The organism is Streptococcus oralis (assembly GCF_006175905.1).
GTDB classification, from domain to species: Bacteria; Bacillota; Bacilli; order Lactobacillales; family Streptococcaceae; genus Streptococcus; species Streptococcus oralis_BG.
Genome location: NZ_SSNB01000001.1, coordinates 841,208 through 857,619, shown reverse-complemented (window position 1 = coordinate 857,619; position 16,412 = coordinate 841,208). Strand labels below are relative to the sequence as shown.

Below are 16,412 nucleotides of genomic sequence, written 5' to 3'. Positions count from 1 at the left end.
CCTAAACTCCTCCAAAACGGCGATTGCGATGGTTAAAAGCAGCAATAGCTTCCTGCAAGGCTGCTTCATCAAAATCAGGCCACAAGGTATCCGTAAAGTAAAGCTCACTATAGGCTGCTTGCCATGGCAAGAAATTACTTAAACGCAACTCACCACTCGTACGAATAATCAAGTCCGGATCTCGCAAATCCTTTGGCAGGTGTTGCGTGAAAAGATAGTCCCCAATAATATCTTCTGTGATATCACCAGGGTTGATTTTGGCATCTAGAACTTCCTGAGCCAAGCTCTTAAGGGCCTGTGTGATTTCAGCACGACCACCATAGTTAAGCGCAAAATTGAGAATCAAGCCCATATTGTTCTTAGTCAACTCCTCTGCTTTTTTCAAAGCTTCAAAAGTCGGCTTAGGCAGACGGTCTGTCTCCCCAATCATCTGAATCTTAACGTTATTTGCGTGCAATTCAGGGACGTAGTTGTCATAAAACTCAACGGGCAAGTTCATGATAAACTTGACTTCTTGATCTGGGCGTGTCCAATTTTCCGTTGAAAAGGCATAAACCGTGATGACCTTAACTCCCATCTTGTTAGCTGCCTTGGTCACCTTTTGGAGGGCTTCCATCCCCGCCTTATGACCAAAAACCCGTGGTTGCATCCGTTTTTTAGCCCAGCGGCCATTCCCATCCATGATGATACCAATATGAGCAGGAACCTGTGTTGGAACCTCAACTTCTACAGCTTTATCTTTCTTAAAAAATCCAAACATGATCATATTCCTATTCAAAAATCTATCGTTTTATTATACCATATTTCCCTATTTTCTTCTATTGCTAAGTTACTGCCCCTGCTTGCAGATAGACAAAAAATAAGCCGCCTGATTGGGCGACTTAATTTTATAGGGAGATTATTATGAAAAAGTTTTAGGAGTTTAAGTTAAGTTCCTCTTAACTTATGGACCTAGTATACCGTCCCTAACTTAAATTTTTCTTAAGTTTTTTGAAAAAGTGAGATTTTTCCATTTTTCTTGCCAATTTTTCTTGGACAAGCGTTCTTGATAGAGCTTCATTCGGTCCTCATTCTCTAAAAAATGAGGAGTTGGGGAAACCTGAAAGTTCAGAATATCCCCTATACCATAAGGCGCAAAGAGCTCCAAAGTTGCGTCGGCATGCAAGCGGAGTCCTATCGCCGTACATCGTTCTGGATACTTACTCATGGCATCACAAGAACTCGTGTAAGGCACAGTGTGGGGACTGTGCAGATGCATATAGACCTGATTTTTCAACTCCCATTGATACTGGGGGAAATCCTCTTTCAGCTTACTCTCTATAACCAACGTATCTTCGTAAGAGATAGCTGGATCAAAGAAAATCACATCTACATCTGTTTCACGGTCAAAAACTGGTTTATCGGACAAGAGATTCCAGATAAAATTTCGGACCGAACCTGCAGCCAACCACGAGTCTTGCAGACCAAGGTTACGGATGATGGTCAGAATAGCCATCATATCAGGATTTTCTCTAACACTATCTAGGATTTCTTGTTTATTTTTTTTCATTATACTCATAGCCCAAATGCTCGTAGGCCTTAGCTGTCGCGACCCGTCCAGACCGTGTTCGCATAATAAAGCCTTTCTGGATGAGGTAGGGCTCGTACATATCCTCCACCGTCTCACGCTCCTCGGCAATATTAACAGACAGAGTTCCTAGACCGACAGGACCGCCACCGTACATCTCAATCATGGTGCGAAGGATTTTTTGGTCCACATAGTCTAACCCTTCATGGTCTACATCCAGCATGGTCAAGGCCTTATCAGTAATGACATCATCAATCAATCCATCGCCCATAATCTGGGCGAAGTCGCGCACGCGCTTGAGGAGACGATTGGCAATACGAGGAGTTCCCCGACTACGCAAGGCCAGCTCAGCAGCTGCCTCATGGGTGATTTCCATCTCAAAAATATCTGCCGTCCGCTCAACAATCTCTGTCAAATCAGCGTGGGCGTAGTATTCCATATGACCTGTGATCCCGAAACGTGCTCTCAAAGGATTAGAAAGCATACCCGCACGGGTCGTCGCACCAATTAAGGTAAAAGGTGGCAAGTCCAAATGGACACTGCGACTACCTTCCCCTGCACCAATCATAATGTCAATGTAGAAGTCTTCCATGGCACTGTAAAGCACCTCTTCTACCGACATGGGCAAGCGATGAATCTCATCAATAAAGAGCACATCTCCCGGCTCCAAGTCATTCAAAATCGCTACCAAGTCACCTGCTTTTTCAATGACAGGACCAGAAGTTTGCTTGAGATTGACTCCCAGTTCATTGGCAATGACAAAAGCCATAGTTGTTTTCCCAAGTCCTGGAGGGCCAAACAAAAGAACATGGTCCAGCGCCTCATCACGCATCTTCGCTGCTTCGATAAATATTTGAAGTTGGTCCTTGACCTTATCCTGCCCAATATATTCACGTAAATACTGAGGACGGAGGGTACGTTCTACCAACTCCTCATCCCCCATGATTTCATTATCTAAAATTCTACTCATGGCTCTATTATATCAAAAATCCAAGCCACAAACAAAAAAGCCACCTGATTGGGTGGCTTCTTTAGGGAGATTATTATGAAAAAGAAAAGTTTAGGATTTCATTAAATAAAGTTAGGAGGTCTTTATTTAATGATTATATAATACAAGATGAATCTTAAAGCTAACTTAACTTTTTCTATGATTGATCATTTTTTTTAATTTTCCCCAAATGGAATTTTTTTCTCAAACAACAAAAAGCCACCTGATTGGGTGACTTCTTTAGGAGATTATGATGAAAAAGAAAAGTTTGGGATTTCATTAAATAAAGTTAGGAGGTCTTTATCTAATAACTATATAATACACGAGGATACTTAAACTTTACTTAAGAAAAAAATAATTATTTTATTTTTTTCGATCTAGCCAAATCATCCCTGTGCAATCATAAGTAGATAAGGTTTCAAAACCCAGTGAACGGTAGAATCCCAAATTTTTCTCTGTTTGATCTGTCACCAGTTGAATTTGATAGGCATCTTTGTAATCCCCTAAAGCCTCTTTCACCAAGGCGCTGCCAATTCCTTGGCGCTGATAACTAGGCAAAACGATCAAATCCTGAACAAAAACCGATGAAAAGCCATCTCCGACCAAACGAACCAAGCCCACAACAGCATCACCATCAAGTGCCAGGTAAATTGCTAGTGAGTGAGACAAGGACTTCTCCAGCATTTGGGGTTGATGTGTATAGTTTGTCCAACCGACTGCCTGATAGAGATGCAAAACATCTTCTAACTTGACAACTTCTTGCTTTCTAACGCTAATCATGTCATCACCTCTTAGAGTTCTCTCAAACTCTTGTACTGCCGCCCATTTTTATCAAAATTTTCAGGACGCAACCATGCTTCCAAACCGGTTTTGACTTGAGGCCAGTCCTTATCAATCATAGCCAGCCAATCCGTATCTCTAGTTCGCCCCTTATAAACGACAGCCTGACGGAAGGTTCCTTCATAGACAAAGCCCAAACGTTCCGCAGCTCGTCTGGATGGCAGATTTAGAGCATCGCATTTCCACTCGTAGCGACGATAGTTAAGCTCCTCAAAAACATAACGAGCTAGGAGATACTGGGCTTCGGTTCCTATTCGTGTTCCCCTGAGCTCTGGGGAAAAAGTGACAGCACCCACTTCAATGACACGATTATTTTGGTCGATTCTCATAAGCGAAAAGGTGCCCAAGGCCTTACCCGTCTCCCTATCCAAGATTGCATAGTAAAAACGATCCTTACGAGCCAACATCTGATTTAAAACGGCAACCAGCTCCTCCATATCCGCCACTGGTTCCTGAAAAAGGTAGGTCCACATCTCCCGCGGAGTATCTGGACCATAAACAGCTAATAAATCCTCCGCATGCTTTTCCACGGAAAGAGCCTCGATTCGAGCATAACGCCCTTCTAAGAAATCAATAGAAGGCAGTTCACCTGGTGTATAACCTTCCATTGACTCACCAATCATCTGACCATATTCATTTACTGGCATCGTTTTTCTCCTTGTTTTAGGCTGAAAATACTATATCATAATTTGCTCTATATGGAAACTAGCACTCTCCTCAAACCTCATCCTCAACACTACATTAGTGATTCGTTTTCTTTCTTTTATCTTCTAAGGCTTGATTAATTCGTTGGGTGAGCTTGTGAGTTTGCCAGATCTGGTACAACCATATCAGTCCATAAATCAACAAGAAAAAGAACCAAAGCAAGGGACTCAACAATGCTGAACCCCAGCCAAAAAATAAGTAGGTCAATACTAAAATAGTAGCTGTCGCTAACAAATGAACTCCTACACGCATACTATAAGCAAGAAACTCTAGCCTTTCAAGGATTAAGGTCAATACCCCCATAATTCCACTCATCAAAAACAAAGCTAGAATATTTTTTGTCGTTGGTGCAGGATAGGTAATACCTGAATAAAACTGCGCCAATAACACCAAACTCAAATAAACAAAGGAGGCCGTCCGCATTCCCGATACAAAATAAGCAATCAATCGCTTCATGATTTTCTCCTATAAACCTAGATAATCCATTAAGGACTTAACGTATTTCCGACTCACACTCGATTTGATACCCCGAGTCATCTTAGCCATCATGTTCCCTGAAAAGCTATCCGATAATGACTCTAAATGGTCAATGTTTATAATTGAATGACGCGATATCTGTATAAAGTTACGTCGATTAATTCGATTCTGAAAGTTCGTCAATGTTTCCTTAGTTTTATAAATCCCATCTACCGTATAAATGGTCAACAAATTCTTATCGATATCTGCTAGAATAAGATCCTCAATTTTCACCATAACCAGATGATCATCTGTTCGAATAGGAATGACCACCTGATTGGTCGTTGAAAATTGTTCTAAATACTCCATGACTTCTCTTGCTTGGTCAGTTAACTGAGCTGCCTGAATTATAATGTGTGGGTCTTTTTCTGAAAACTCTGTCTTCATTTCAAAACGAATCTTCATTTTCTCTCCAATACATCTTTATTTTCTCTTGCTAAACACTTTAACAAATAAAAGCCAAAGAAGAATAGCGACGAGACTGATAATAACCACTATAAAGTATGTTTCTTCCTTTGTCAATAGTTCTTGCCAGTTGATTTGGATTCCCATTTTTTCTTGAAATTCCTGTAACAGACCGCTATTTCCTGTAAATGTGGTCTCTAATGGCTCTTTCATTAAGACTTGTCGATAGAGAGAAGCAATATAAGTTGCAGGGGTACACTTCATGATAATCTGTGCAAAATCAGGTAATACTCCAATAGGGACATAAGTTCCTACTAAAAATCCAGAAGCAGTCCCCACTATAGTTGCCAGTTTTCCAAGGCTATCTACAGATTGAAAACGGTAAATCAAGAGAACATTTACCAAACTTGAAATCAGACTGCTTAATAACATAATCAAAGCGATTTCCGGTAAATGACTGATAACTGGACTTTCTTTAAAATAAAGGCTCATAACAGCAAACATAAACACCTGCATGACAAAAGAAATGATAATACTGCTGATTAGATAGGACGCCTGTAAGCCCCAGCTACCTAAATCTGTCAAGAAGAGATCTTGATCTACTTGATTTTCACGATCCTGTACCATTTGTGTAAGAGCCGTAAAACTGGTTGTAATCCCAGTCACAGCCAAGGTCCCACCCATCAGCCAGTTGTTTAAAAGGTTCGTATTATCAGGGAGTTGAGACCAAGCATCCGTCAAGTTCTTCTGCAAAAAAATGATATAAAGGAGGAAGGAAATCAATGCCCCCAATAATGAGAAAAATACTCCCGAACGATTACGAAAATATAAGATAAAATTCCGTTTCAATAAAGCTAACATTAGCGAACCTCTCTTCCTGTAAGTGCAATAAAGGCATCATCCATAGTACCCGGACGAAACTCAAAAGAATCAATTTCTTCTCGAACTTTTGCCAAATATTCAATGGCCTCCTGTGACGTCCTTGGATAAAAAAGATATTCCATCTCATTTTCTTCCTCGACTGTCATTCCAGTCTGTCGCAATTTTTCTAGATCCTTCATTTCCTTAAAACGAATTTTTAGGATATTAGATGCATACTGACTTTTAATAGCAGTCGCAGAACCTTGCGCAATCACTTTCCCATGATCAACAATATAGATCTGATCCGCTTCATCTGCTTCATCCAGATAATGAGTCGTTAAGATAATAGTCATCCCTTCATCCTTTTGTAGTCGATACAGTAGATCCCAGATGGATTTGCGAGTCTGAATATCAAGACCTGTCGTTGGTTCATCCAAGAAAAGAATATCTGGTCGCGAAAGGAGAGCACGCGCAATATCAACCCGACGTTTTTGCCCACCTGACAAAGTCCCATATAGTTGTTTCTGGAAAGCCGTCAAACCCAGTTGATGAATCAAATCATCCACACGACTTTCCGCAATCTCCTTATACTGTTGAGCACGAATCGTGAGATTTTCCCTAACCGTCAACATCTCATCCAGTACACTAGCTTGAAAAACAACTCCGATTTTCGTATTTGGCGCATATCGAATCTGACCTTGTGTCGGCTTTTTCAAACCGATTAACATGGAAATGGTGGTTGATTTCCCTGCACCATTGGGTCCCAAAATAGCATTGAAACTTCCTTTTTCAAACTCTAACTGGATATCGTCGACAGCCATATGATTGCCATACCGTTTAGTCAAATGTTTAGCTTGTAAAATCATATTTTTTCCTCCTCTTAACCACACTAGTTTAACAAAAAGAATGAAAGAAAAATCGACTTTTGAGATAAGCAGTTAAAATGAAAGGCCAAGTGGTAAAATAATGGGGGTTAAATTAAAGTAGAGCAGGCTTGTTTTTCTCCTATCGAATCACTAGAGGAAGTTTAAAATCACTTACAACCACACATTATATTTTTAAACATGTGCTATAAAAGAGGTGTTTTATAGCATCCGGCAGAAAAATCCAGGAGTCAATAGTATTGTTCTCGCTAAACCAAACAATAAAAAATGAATCAGAAATCATGGCACACACTCCCTTCTAGTAAAATGAAAATGCTGAATGGGGCAGGATTGAATTTGAAGCAAGCAAGTATGGTCCTGAATTTGAAACTGCCATTAACGATAAGTCTATCTATTAGAAAAGAAATCTTCAATACAAGCAAAAACAGCTCTTGTTATCCAAGAAGAGCTGTTCTATTTTATGAAAGAGAGTCACTAGTGCCCCTTGTGCTTCTCTTTACGTTTTTGCTGTTTGCGTTCAAATTTCTCTTGCTTGAGCAATTGCTTTTGGAGACTGGACTGTTGTTTTGAATGCTTTTTTCGTTCCTCATACTGCAACTGTAAAAGCTCTTGTGACTTAGAAGAAACTTTCTGCTTCACCTGTTTCTTTACAGCTCGCTGCAGACGCTTCGGATTCTTAATCTTCACACGCTGTTTAACTGTTGCTTCTGGACTAAAAGATAACCGAACAAACTGAGTCTGTAAAAGTTTCAAAATTTCATCCTCTTTTGGTTCCTGACCAAATGTCACACGACAAACTTGATAAGTTCCCTCATACTCTTGTTCAAACAATCCATGCCAAAATCCATCTTCAAAATAAACTGTCAAGCCAATTGAAACGATTTCCACGACAGCACCTCCTTAAATCTATCCCTAAGAATGGACAACCAAGGAGGAAGGTTACTGATAGGCTTGCCTACGTCTGGACTACCAACCAGAACTGTGTTTTTATCTTAGTTGGGACTATTATAGCACGGTTCAGCACTATCTACAAATTTTTCAGATGTGTATCAAAAAAATTTATCGTAGCAAACCATGAGTCTACACTTTCTTTCATTAATAATCGCCAATCTTTTCGATAACGATGATTTGGTTGATACGCAATCATCAACATATGCCCTGTTTCATGGTATTTTTTATACAAAATGGATTCCCCTTTATAGTGTGAAATAATATCATCTATCGCGGATGACGCATTCCATATTTCATCAACATCGCTTCCTAGTAATAATAAAGGAGAGGCAATTTTACTCACATCAATCTGAGCCCTACTATCTTCAGGAATATGTTTTCCAAAAAACTTATTTAACAAATAATTTCCTAACTGAAATTTTTGATAAGGAAGTTCCTTTTGTAAATATGTCCAAGAAGATGAATGAGAATTGAGTTTTCCCTTTATTCCCTCAAATATTACATTTGAAGGAGAATTGAGTACTAAACATTGCACATCTTCCAAAATACTTTGTCCAGCCAGAACAAGCTCTGCTCCTTTAGAGCGACCATATATTCCTATTTTTGTATTATCAACTTGAGGATGATGATATAGAAAATCTTTCGCCTCCTCCAGACATTCTATTGGAATTCGTTCTAAGTTTTGGGGTAATCCCTCTAAACCAAAATAAGCTATCGCAAGACAAATATATCCTCTAGAAGATAAAAGTTGGGCAATATTCTGAGCTTTTTCAATTCTTCCCTCACTACCGCTAACAATAATCACGGCTGGCGCCCTTCTTAACTTTTCATCATAAAATAATCGACCTTGAAAATGCTTATCATAAATATCTTGATACCTTATTCCCAGATTCATATAATGCCTTACGAAACTTTGCTCCGCGACTACATCTTTCCCCATCTTGATTTTAATTTCAACACCAAAACAATCTCGCAATGGAATTCTATCAAGAGAACTGGGTAATCTCCTTTTCCTATTTTTCAACGGTTTCGCATTAAAAAACAAGCCCATTTCTGAAACTCCTTTATAAGATCCCGAAATAGATGCTGTTTGAGAGGTGTCAATTATACCGCCCTGATCAGATAAAAAAATTGCGGTTGATTTCCATATAACATCATGATCTAAAAGCAAGAGAGCATTTATACAGTAATAATCAGACAGGTACATTTCTACACAATACCTTGTCCTTGGTTCTAAACCATTGATAGCAATAGAAAAAGATTCATCCGCTAAATCTGTTTGTGAAATCAGTTCAATGTTTACAGTCATACCTTCTCCTCTTTGTTAATTTACTTAACAATTATATTTAAAATTTACCGCGACTTTTACCACGGTAATTCTCCCCACACCTTTTCAATATCATCCATCAATTTCACAACTGTTTGAAGTTCCCCCTCGCTATAGTTGTTTAAAACTGAAAAGATTGATTGTTCAATATATGCTTGTTGCTCCTTATGGATTTTAAAAACTTCAATGCCTTTTTCAGATAATCTCAAATATTTATTTTTCCCATTATTCGAATCAAAATCAAAAAAAACTAAATTTTTTTGAATCAATCTTCTAACACTTTGAGTTATTGCACTTCTCGAAACTTCTAATAATTCAGATAATTTTACTAGATTTAAGGGCTGATTTTCCCCAATCACAACAATCAAATGCACCTCATTCAACGTAATGGATTTGTCAATATTAATTTTATGTTGATTTTTTTTTAACTGTTCAAATGCTAAAATAAATCTATTGAAACGATTATTAAATGTAATAAATTCTTTTTTATCCATAATCTCTCTTTTCTTTGTTAATTATATTAACAAAATAGAAACTTCTTGTCAAATAAAAATCCTCCAGATTCTACTCTGAAGGATTCCTAACTTATTTAATAACGATATTAACAAGTTTGGTTGGCTTCAATAGTCCAGTGGACTATTGAAGGTGGCAGATAGAACTAATAAACTCGTTATTTAACGACGATATTAACGAGTTTGTTAGGTACCGCAATCACCTTCACGATTTCCTTACCGTCAATCTCTGCTTTAACTTTTTCGTCAGCCAGAGCAATTTCTTGCAATTCTTCACGTGATAGGTCTTTCGCAACCATGAGTTTGGCACGAACTTTTCCTTTGATTTGGACGACGATTTCGATTTCATCTTCAACCAATTTACTTTCGTCCCATGTTGGCCAAGCCACGTAAGAGATGGATTCACCTGTTGCAGCAACTGTTTGCCAGAGTTCTTCTGCCAAATGAGGTGCAAATGGGGCAATCAATTGGATAAAGCCTTTGGCGTAGTCCACATAGAGTTTGTCTTCCTTATTAGCAGCGTTGACAAAGACCATAAGTTGGGCAATGGCTGTGTTGAATTTCATGGATTCGATTTGCTCAGTAACAGATTTAACGGTTTCGTTATAAACCTTGTCAAGAGCACCATTATTTTCCGCAACAATTTCTTTACTTGTAATCAAACGGTAAACACGGTCTAGGAATTTACGACTTCCTTCCAGACCTTCCTCAGACCAAGCGATGGAAGCGTCAAGTGGCCCCATGAACATTTCATAAACACGAAGGGTATCGGCACCATATTGTTCCACCACATCGTCTGGGTTAACAACGTTCTTGAGGGATTTAGACATCTTGGCTGGTGCTTGCTCCAACTCTTCTCCTGTTTCCACATGGAAGAAAGAACCGTCACGTTTTTCAACCTTATCAGTCGCTACAAGAGCCCCACGGTGGTCACGGTAGCTTGTTCCCAAAATCATCCCTTGGTTAAAGAGTTTTTGGAATGGTTCCTTAGTCGGAACAACACCGAGGTCATAGAGGAATTTGTGCCAGAAACGAGCATAGAGCAAGTGAAGTACAGCATGCTCTGCACCACCCACATAGATATCTACTGGCAACCATTGTTTGAGAAGATCCTCGTCAGCCAATTTCTCAGTATTGTGTGGGTCAATATAACGGAGGTAGTACCAGCTTGAACCAGCCCATTGTGGCATAGTGTTTGTTTCACGACGACCTTTGACACCATCTTCACGAGTCACTTCAAGCCAGTCAGTCAAGTTAGCCAATGGGCTTTCCCCAGTACCTGAAGGGCGGATGTCCTTGGTTACTGGCAAGACAAGTGGCAATTCATTTTCAGGGACAGCTGTTGAAGTTCCATCTTCCCAATGAATGATTGGAATTGGCTCACCCCAGTAACGTTGACGGCTAAAGAGCCAGTCACGGAGACGGTAGGTGACTTTTTCTTGACCGTAGCCTTTCTCTTCCAACCAAGCCACAATTTTAGCAATAGCGTCTTCTTTGTTAAGGCCATCTAGGAAGTCTGAATTGACATGAAGTCCATCTTCTGTGTAAGCAGCCTCTTCAACGTTTCCACCTTCCAGCACCTCTACAATTGGAAGGTCAAATTGTTTAGCAAATTCCCAGTCACGTTGGTCGTGGGCAGGAACAGCCATTACCGCACCTGTACCATAGCTAGCAAGAACATAGTCGGCAATCCAGATTGGAATTTCCTTGCCATTGACAGGGTTGATGGCATAAGCGCCCGTCCAAACCCCTGTTTTTTCCTTGGCTAGATCGGTACGAGCCAAGTCAGACTTGAGACTAGCTTGGTGTTTGTAGTCTGCAACTGCATCAGCTTGCTCTGGACTTGTGATAGCGTCAACCAAGTCATGCTCAGGAGCCAAGACTGTGAAGGTCGCACCGAAAAGAGTATCAGGACGAGTGGTAAAGACGGTGAATTCCTTGTCAGTCCCTTTCACTTTGAAAGTTACATTGGCACCAGTTGATTTCCCAATCCAGTTGCGTTGCATATCCTTGATAGATTCTGGCCAATCCAACTCATCCAAGTCATTAAGCAATCGCTCTGCATAGGCCGTGATTTTAAGCATCCATTGACGCATCGGTTTGCGGACAACGGGATAGCCCCCACGTTCAGAAGTTCCGTCAGGAAGTACTTCTTCATTAGCGATGGCTGTTCCCAACTCTTCAACCCAGTTTACTGGCACTTCCGCTTCATAAGCTAAGCCTTTTTCGTAAAGCTTAGTGAAAATCCATTGTGTCCACTTGTAGTAATTTGGATCTGTTGTATTGACTTCACGGTCCCAGTCATAAGAGAATCCAAGCGCGTTGATTTGGCGCTTGAAGTTGGCAATATTTTCCGCCGTAAATTCTGCTGGATCATTCCCAGTATCCATAGCGTATTGCTCTGCAGGCAAACCAAAGGCATCCCAACCCATTGGGTGAAGGACGTTGTAGCCTTGCGCACGTTTGTAACGGCTGAGAATATCCGTTGCTGTATAGCCTTCTGGGTGTCCTACGTGCAATCCAGCTCCTGAAGGATAAGGGAACATGTCAAGAGCATAGAACTTCGGTTTTGAAGCATCTGTTCCTGTCTTAAATGTATGATGTTGAGCCCAGTAGCCTTGCCACTTAGGCTCGATTTCCTTATGATTGTAAAAACTCATGCTATTTCTCCAATTTTATGATGTTACTATTATACCATTTTTGGGGGAATTTGAAAGTCGAGAAAGAATCTTTTCCCCCCATTGTCAAGAAAGATTGGACATCACCCCCACTTCATTTATCTATCAAAAAGAGAATAACTCCGGACTAAATATAGAACATATGTGAATTACCATCGATTATTCCCATAGTTCCCTTAACACATAGTTCCCATTTTAGATTTCTTTAAGGTTTTTATTATATCCTATAGAACTCTGCAAATTATAAATATTAATCAAGTTGCAGAGTGAAAACGTTCGTAAAAAAGGAGATTCTTATGAAAAAAATACTATCACTTCTCTCTTTCAGCTGGATATTTCTTACTTTATCAGGATGTTCTTCAACCACAGAAGCTGAACCTAGCATTGAAAAAGATACTGATAAGACTTTAGTTATCTATTCGCCTAACCCTGAAGATCTTATTGAAGAAACAATCCCAGCCTTCGAAGAAAAATATGGCATCAAGGTTGATTTAGTCCAAGCTAGTACTGGTGAATTATTCAAGAAAGCAGAGGCTGAGAAAGAAGCTCCTGTAGCCGATGTCATTTTCGGAGGTTCCTACGCACTCTTCACTTCTAACGAAAAACTCTTTGAGCCCTATACCTCCCAAGAAAACGACCAAATTATCCCTGAATATCAGAATAAAACAGGATTCTACACTCCATACACTCTTGATGTCAGTGTTCTGATTGTCAATTCAGCTTTAACTAAAGATATCAAAATTGAAGGCTATAATGATTTACTTAATCCGAAATTAAAAGGAAAGATTGCTACTGCTGATCCAAGTAATTCTTCTAGTGCCTTTGCTCAATTAACAAACATGCTTGTGGATCAAGGTGGCTATGAAAATGAGCAAGCTTGGACATATGTGAAAAATCTATTTAGCTTAGTAGACGGGAAAATTGCTTCTAGTTCTTCAAATGTCTACAAATCTGTTGCTGACGGAGAAATGGCTGTAGGACTTACCTATGAAGATCCTGCATTGAAACTCTTAAACGATGGCGTTGATGTAAAAGTCATTTATCCAAAAGAAGGAACCGTCTTTTTGCCTGGTAACGCAGCTATTATCAAAAATGCAAAACACATGGAAAACGCTAAAAAATTTATCGATTTCCTTCTTTCTCAAGACATTCAGGATAAACTAGGAACTGAAACAACCATCAGACCCATTCGAAAAAATGCTAAAACCAATAAAAATATGAAATCAATGACAGAAATCAATATCGCCACTGAAGATTCAGATTATGTCATCAAAAATAAATCAGCTATTCTTAAAAAGTACAATGATATTTTCACTAATATTCAATCGAAACAGTAAGAGAGGTTCACAATGAGTGAAATCAAAATTATTAACGCAAAAAAAATCTACCACGACATTCCTGTCATTGAGAATTTAAACGTTACGATTCCAAAAGGAAGTCTTTTCACCATTCTTGGACCTTCAGGTTGTGGAAAAACGACCCTTCTTCGAATGATTGCAGGTTTCAACAGTATCGAAGGCGGAGAATTTTACTTCGATGATACTAAAATCAATAATATAGAACCCAGTAAACGCAATATCGGGATGGTTTTCCAAAACTACGCTATTTTTCCACATTTGACTGTCCGTGATAATGTTGCTTTTGGTCTTAGACAAAAAAAAGTTCCAAAAGAGGAATTAGTTCAACAAACCAATAAATATCTGGAACTAATGCAAATTGATCAATACGCAGATCGAAAACCCGATAAACTCAGTGGTGGACAGCAACAACGTGTCGCCTTGGCACGTGCCTTAGCTGTTAATCCAAATGTTCTCCTCATGGATGAGCCACTTAGTAACCTGGATGCCAAACTTCGCTTAGATATGCGCCAAGTTATTCGAGAAATTCAACACGAAGTGGGAATTACAACTGTATATGTGACCCACGACCAAGAAGAAGCGATGGCTATCTCAGACCAGATTGCAGTTATGAAAGATGGGGTCATCCAACAAGTCGGACGACCAAAAGAGCTCTACCATAAACCAGCTAATGAGTTTGTGGCAACCTTTATTGGACGCACAAATCTCATCCCAGCCAAACTAAAAAAACGGACCGACGGTGCTTATATCGTCTTTTCAGATGGTTATGCCCTCCCTATGCCAGCTCTTAATCAGGCTAAGGAACAAGCAATTCTTGTAAGTATCCGTCCCGAAGAGTTTATCAAAGATGAATCTGGTGATATTGAAGGAATCATTTCAGATAGTGTTTATCTTGGACTCACCACTGAATATTTCGTAGAGACTGTATTTTCTTCAAAAATACAGGTGAGCGAAGAATCAACTTTTGAAGAAGATCTTCAAAAAGGGGATCGAATTCGTCTACGAATCAATACTCAAAAGTTAAATGTTTTTTCTGCAGATGGTTCCCAAAATCTTATTACAGGAGTTGGCTATGAAAGGTAAAAAACTAAATATTTGGACAACCTCCTCGTTCTTCATCTTTCTTACCTATCTTATTTTTCTTGTTTATCCTATCGTTATTGTACTTAAGCAAGCACTCATACATGAAGGTAAATTCTCACTAGCTAATTTTGAGGATTTCTTTAGTAAATCCTATTACTCTGAGACACTAGTAAACAGTTTTAACGTCTCCATTACTTCTACTGTAACCTCCCTAGTTTTAGGGATCTTATTGGCTTACCTCTTTTCTATATATGACTTCAAAGGAAAGAAATTTTTACAGATATTGATTATCATTGCTTCCATGTCAGCTCCTTTCGTAGGGGCATACTCCTGGATTCTCTTATTGGGACGAAATGGTGTCATCACTAAATTCTTGACAAATATCCTTCATCTTCCAGCTATTGATATTTATGGCTTCAAAGGAATTGTACTTGTGTTTACACTTCAGCTATTCCCATTAGTTTTTCTATACGTGGCTGGAGCAATGAAAAGAATTGACCATTCCCTTCTTGAAGCAGCTGAAAGTATGGGGGTAATCGGATTCAAACGTATGGTAACCGTTGTTTTGCCCCTTTTAGTTCCAACTTTACTTGCTGCTGCCCTACTTGTATTTATGAGAGCATTCTCCGACTTCGGAACACCTATGTTAATTGGTGAAGGATATCGGACCTTCCCTGTTTTAATTTATAATCAATTCATTAGTGAGGTTGGCGGAAATTCTGCATTTGCATCTGCTTTAGCAATCATGGCGATTATCATTGCTTTAACAATCTTCCTCATCCAAAAATATATTTCAAATCGCTATAGTTTCAGCATGAATTCGCTCCATCCAATTGAGCCGAAAAAAACTACAAAAGGAAAAATGGCTGCTATTTATGCAACAGTCTACGGAATTATCTTGTTCTCTGTTCTACCTCAAGTCTACTTGATTTATACCTCTTTCCTAAAAACATCAGGTATGGTATTTGTCAAAGGCTATTCTCTAAATAGTTACAAAATTGCCTTCAATCGTATGGGATCTGCTATTTTTAATACGATTCGCATTCCTTTGATTGCTTTAATTCTTGTTGTTTTATTTGCAACGGTTATCTCCTACCTAGCTGTTAGAAAACGAAATTTGTTTACAAACTTAATTGATAGCCTTAGTATGGTACCTTATATTGTGCCAGGAACTGTTCTAGGTATTGCCTTCATTTCTTCATTCAATACTGGTCTTTTTGGAAGCGGATTTCTGATGATTACTGGAACAGCTTTTATATTGATTGTCTCCTTATCTGTACGAAGACTCCCTTATACGATTCGCTCATCTGTTGCTAGCTTGCAACAAATAACACCTAGCATTGAAGAAGCCGCTGAGAGTTTAGGAAGTAGCCGTCTCAATACTTTCAGTAAAATCACTGTTCCAATGATGTTACCCGGTATTATTTCTGGATCTATTCTATCATGGGTAACAATGATTTCAGAACTCTCTACTTCTATCCTGCTATATAATTCCAAAACAAAAACTATGACCGTAGCAATCTATACAGAGGTTCTCAGAGGAAATTATGGTGTAGCCGCAGCTTTATCCACGATTTTATCTATCCTAACAGTCGCTTCCTTACTATTATTCATGAAAATCTCTAAAAGCAATAACATTACACTCTAATTTTTCCCTATCAAAAACAGCCGAAAGGATGATCCTAGGCTGTTTTTCTAATCTCTTATCACAATACATGACCCGAAGTTCTGATGAAC

Annotated in this window: 16 protein-coding genes; 3 read left to right on the top strand and 13 right to left on the bottom strand. The window is 39.2% G+C overall.

All coding sequences use genetic code 11. The annotated features are described in order from the left end of the window. Window position 1 precedes the first annotated feature (1 nt). From E7Y33_RS04325 to leuS, 13 genes are all read right to left on the bottom strand, one after another. Complete coding sequence (locus tag E7Y33_RS04325; RefSeq protein ID WP_139689743.1) at window positions 2-760, bottom strand: isoprenyl transferase; 759 nt, start codon at window positions 758-760, stop codon at window positions 2-4. A 210-nt stretch (window positions 761-970) separates the two neighbouring features. Next, window positions 971-1,558: a nucleotidyltransferase family protein gene (locus E7Y33_RS04320; protein ID WP_139689742.1), complete on the bottom strand. Its 588-nt coding sequence runs from the start codon at window positions 1,556-1,558 to the stop codon at window positions 971-973. After that, the gene (gene ruvB, locus E7Y33_RS04315; protein WP_139689741.1) at window positions 1,536-2,537 is read right to left on the bottom strand and encodes a Holliday junction branch migration DNA helicase RuvB; all 1,002 of its coding nucleotides are present in this window, start codon (window positions 2,535-2,537) and stop codon (window positions 1,536-1,538) included. Before ruvB ends, E7Y33_RS04320 begins: the two co-directional genes overlap by 23 nt. A gap of 381 nt (window positions 2,538-2,918) precedes the next feature. Further along, window positions 2,919-3,335 carry a GNAT family N-acetyltransferase gene (locus tag E7Y33_RS04310; RefSeq protein WP_139689740.1) on the bottom strand — a complete coding sequence of 139 codons (417 nt, stop codon included), beginning with the start codon at window positions 3,333-3,335 and terminating at the stop codon, window positions 2,919-2,921. 11 nt (window positions 3,336-3,346) lie between these two features. After that, window positions 3,347-4,042 (bottom strand): GNAT family N-acetyltransferase, encoded by a 696-nt coding sequence (locus E7Y33_RS04305; RefSeq protein WP_139689739.1) that lies wholly within the window; start codon window positions 4,040-4,042, stop codon window positions 3,347-3,349. 94 nt (window positions 4,043-4,136) lie between these two features. Further along, complete coding sequence (locus E7Y33_RS04300; RefSeq protein ID WP_000825486.1) at window positions 4,137-4,556, bottom strand: DUF3021 domain-containing protein; 420 nt, start codon at window positions 4,554-4,556, stop codon at window positions 4,137-4,139. Window positions 4,557-4,565: 9 nt separating this feature from the next. Further along, window positions 4,566-5,021, bottom strand: coding sequence for a LytTR family DNA-binding domain-containing protein (locus E7Y33_RS04295; RefSeq protein WP_139689738.1), 456 nt, complete (start codon window positions 5,019-5,021; stop codon window positions 4,566-4,568). Window positions 5,022-5,039: 18 nt separating this feature from the next. Then, the gene (locus E7Y33_RS04290) at window positions 5,040-5,882 is read right to left on the bottom strand and encodes an ABC transporter permease (protein ID WP_139689737.1); all 843 of its coding nucleotides are present in this window, start codon (window positions 5,880-5,882) and stop codon (window positions 5,040-5,042) included. Beyond that, the gene (locus E7Y33_RS04285; RefSeq protein ID WP_084849985.1) at window positions 5,882-6,748 is read right to left on the bottom strand and encodes an ABC transporter ATP-binding protein; all 867 of its coding nucleotides are present in this window, start codon (window positions 6,746-6,748) and stop codon (window positions 5,882-5,884) included. The genes E7Y33_RS04290 and E7Y33_RS04285 overlap by 1 nt, the downstream gene beginning before the upstream one ends. A gap of 492 nt (window positions 6,749-7,240) precedes the next feature. After that, window positions 7,241-7,654 (bottom strand): YjdF family protein, encoded by a 414-nt coding sequence (locus E7Y33_RS04280; RefSeq protein ID WP_139689736.1) that lies wholly within the window; start codon window positions 7,652-7,654, stop codon window positions 7,241-7,243. Between the two features lie 139 nt (window positions 7,655-7,793). Then, a complete protein-coding gene (locus E7Y33_RS04275; RefSeq protein WP_139689735.1) occupies window positions 7,794-9,026 on the bottom strand; it encodes an acyl-CoA thioesterase/BAAT N-terminal domain-containing protein in 1,233 nt (410 codons plus the stop codon). Between the two features lie 56 nt (window positions 9,027-9,082). Continuing rightward, window positions 9,083-9,538 (bottom strand): MarR family winged helix-turn-helix transcriptional regulator, encoded by a 456-nt coding sequence (locus E7Y33_RS04270; protein ID WP_139689734.1) that lies wholly within the window; start codon window positions 9,536-9,538, stop codon window positions 9,083-9,085. A gap of 176 nt (window positions 9,539-9,714) precedes the next feature. After that, window positions 9,715-12,216, bottom strand: a complete 2,502-nt coding sequence (gene leuS, locus E7Y33_RS04265) for a leucine--tRNA ligase (RefSeq protein ID WP_139689733.1) — start codon at window positions 12,214-12,216, stop codon at window positions 9,715-9,717. A gap of 314 nt (window positions 12,217-12,530) precedes the next feature. On the opposite strand from leuS, the gene E7Y33_RS04260 reads away from it, so the two are divergent. From E7Y33_RS04260 to E7Y33_RS04250, 3 genes are read left to right on the top strand one after another with little or no spacing between them, the layout of a single operon-like run. Then, complete coding sequence (locus tag E7Y33_RS04260; protein WP_139689732.1) at window positions 12,531-13,571, top strand: ABC transporter substrate-binding protein; 1,041 nt, start codon at window positions 12,531-12,533, stop codon at window positions 13,569-13,571. A 12-nt stretch (window positions 13,572-13,583) separates the two neighbouring features. Next, the gene (locus tag E7Y33_RS04255) at window positions 13,584-14,675 is read left to right on the top strand and encodes an ABC transporter ATP-binding protein (protein WP_139689731.1); all 1,092 of its coding nucleotides are present in this window, start codon (window positions 13,584-13,586) and stop codon (window positions 14,673-14,675) included. Further along, window positions 14,665-16,323, top strand: a complete 1,659-nt coding sequence (locus tag E7Y33_RS04250; RefSeq protein WP_139689730.1) for an ABC transporter permease — start codon at window positions 14,665-14,667, stop codon at window positions 16,321-16,323. Before E7Y33_RS04255 ends, E7Y33_RS04250 begins: the two co-directional genes overlap by 11 nt. Window positions 16,324-16,412 lie beyond the last annotated feature (89 nt).

What these genes read in the sequence shown, in the direction of transcription:
- E7Y33_RS04310 (WP_139689740.1), bottom strand. Translation starts at nt 3,335, where the DNA reads ATGATTAGCGTTAGAAAGCAAGAAGTTGTCAAGTTAGAAGATGTTTTG.
- E7Y33_RS04275 (WP_139689735.1), bottom strand. Translation starts at nt 9,026, where the DNA reads ATGACTGTAAACATTGAACTGATTTCACAAACAGATTTAGCGGATGAA.
- E7Y33_RS04325 (WP_139689743.1), bottom strand. Translation starts at nt 760, where the DNA reads ATGTTTGGATTTTTTAAGAAAGATAAAGCTGTAGAAGTTGAGGTTCCA.
- E7Y33_RS04285 (WP_084849985.1), bottom strand. Translation starts at nt 6,748, where the DNA reads ATGATTTTACAAGCTAAACATTTGACTAAACGGTATGGCAATCATATG.
- E7Y33_RS04320 (WP_139689742.1), bottom strand. Translation starts at nt 1,558, where the DNA reads ATGAGTATAATGAAAAAAAATAAACAAGAAATCCTAGATAGTGTTAGA.
- E7Y33_RS04305 (WP_139689739.1), bottom strand. Translation starts at nt 4,042, where the DNA reads ATGCCAGTAAATGAATATGGTCAGATGATTGGTGAGTCAATGGAAGGT.
- E7Y33_RS04295 (WP_139689738.1), bottom strand. Translation starts at nt 5,021, where the DNA reads ATGAAGATTCGTTTTGAAATGAAGACAGAGTTTTCAGAAAAAGACCCA.
- E7Y33_RS04260 (WP_139689732.1), top strand. Translation starts at nt 12,531, where the DNA reads ATGAAAAAAATACTATCACTTCTCTCTTTCAGCTGGATATTTCTTACT.
- leuS (WP_139689733.1), bottom strand. Translation starts at nt 12,216, where the DNA reads ATGAGTTTTTACAATCATAAGGAAATCGAGCCTAAGTGGCAAGGCTAC.
- E7Y33_RS04300 (WP_000825486.1), bottom strand. Translation starts at nt 4,556, where the DNA reads ATGAAGCGATTGATTGCTTATTTTGTATCGGGAATGCGGACGGCCTCC.
- E7Y33_RS04250 (WP_139689730.1), top strand. Translation starts at nt 14,665, where the DNA reads ATGAAAGGTAAAAAACTAAATATTTGGACAACCTCCTCGTTCTTCATC.
- E7Y33_RS04255 (WP_139689731.1), top strand. Translation starts at nt 13,584, where the DNA reads ATGAGTGAAATCAAAATTATTAACGCAAAAAAAATCTACCACGACATT.
- E7Y33_RS04290 (WP_139689737.1), bottom strand. Translation starts at nt 5,882, where the DNA reads ATGTTAGCTTTATTGAAACGGAATTTTATCTTATATTTTCGTAATCGT.
- E7Y33_RS04270 (WP_139689734.1), bottom strand. Translation starts at nt 9,538, where the DNA reads ATGGATAAAAAAGAATTTATTACATTTAATAATCGTTTCAATAGATTT.
- ruvB (WP_139689741.1), bottom strand. Translation starts at nt 2,537, where the DNA reads ATGAGTAGAATTTTAGATAATGAAATCATGGGGGATGAGGAGTTGGTA.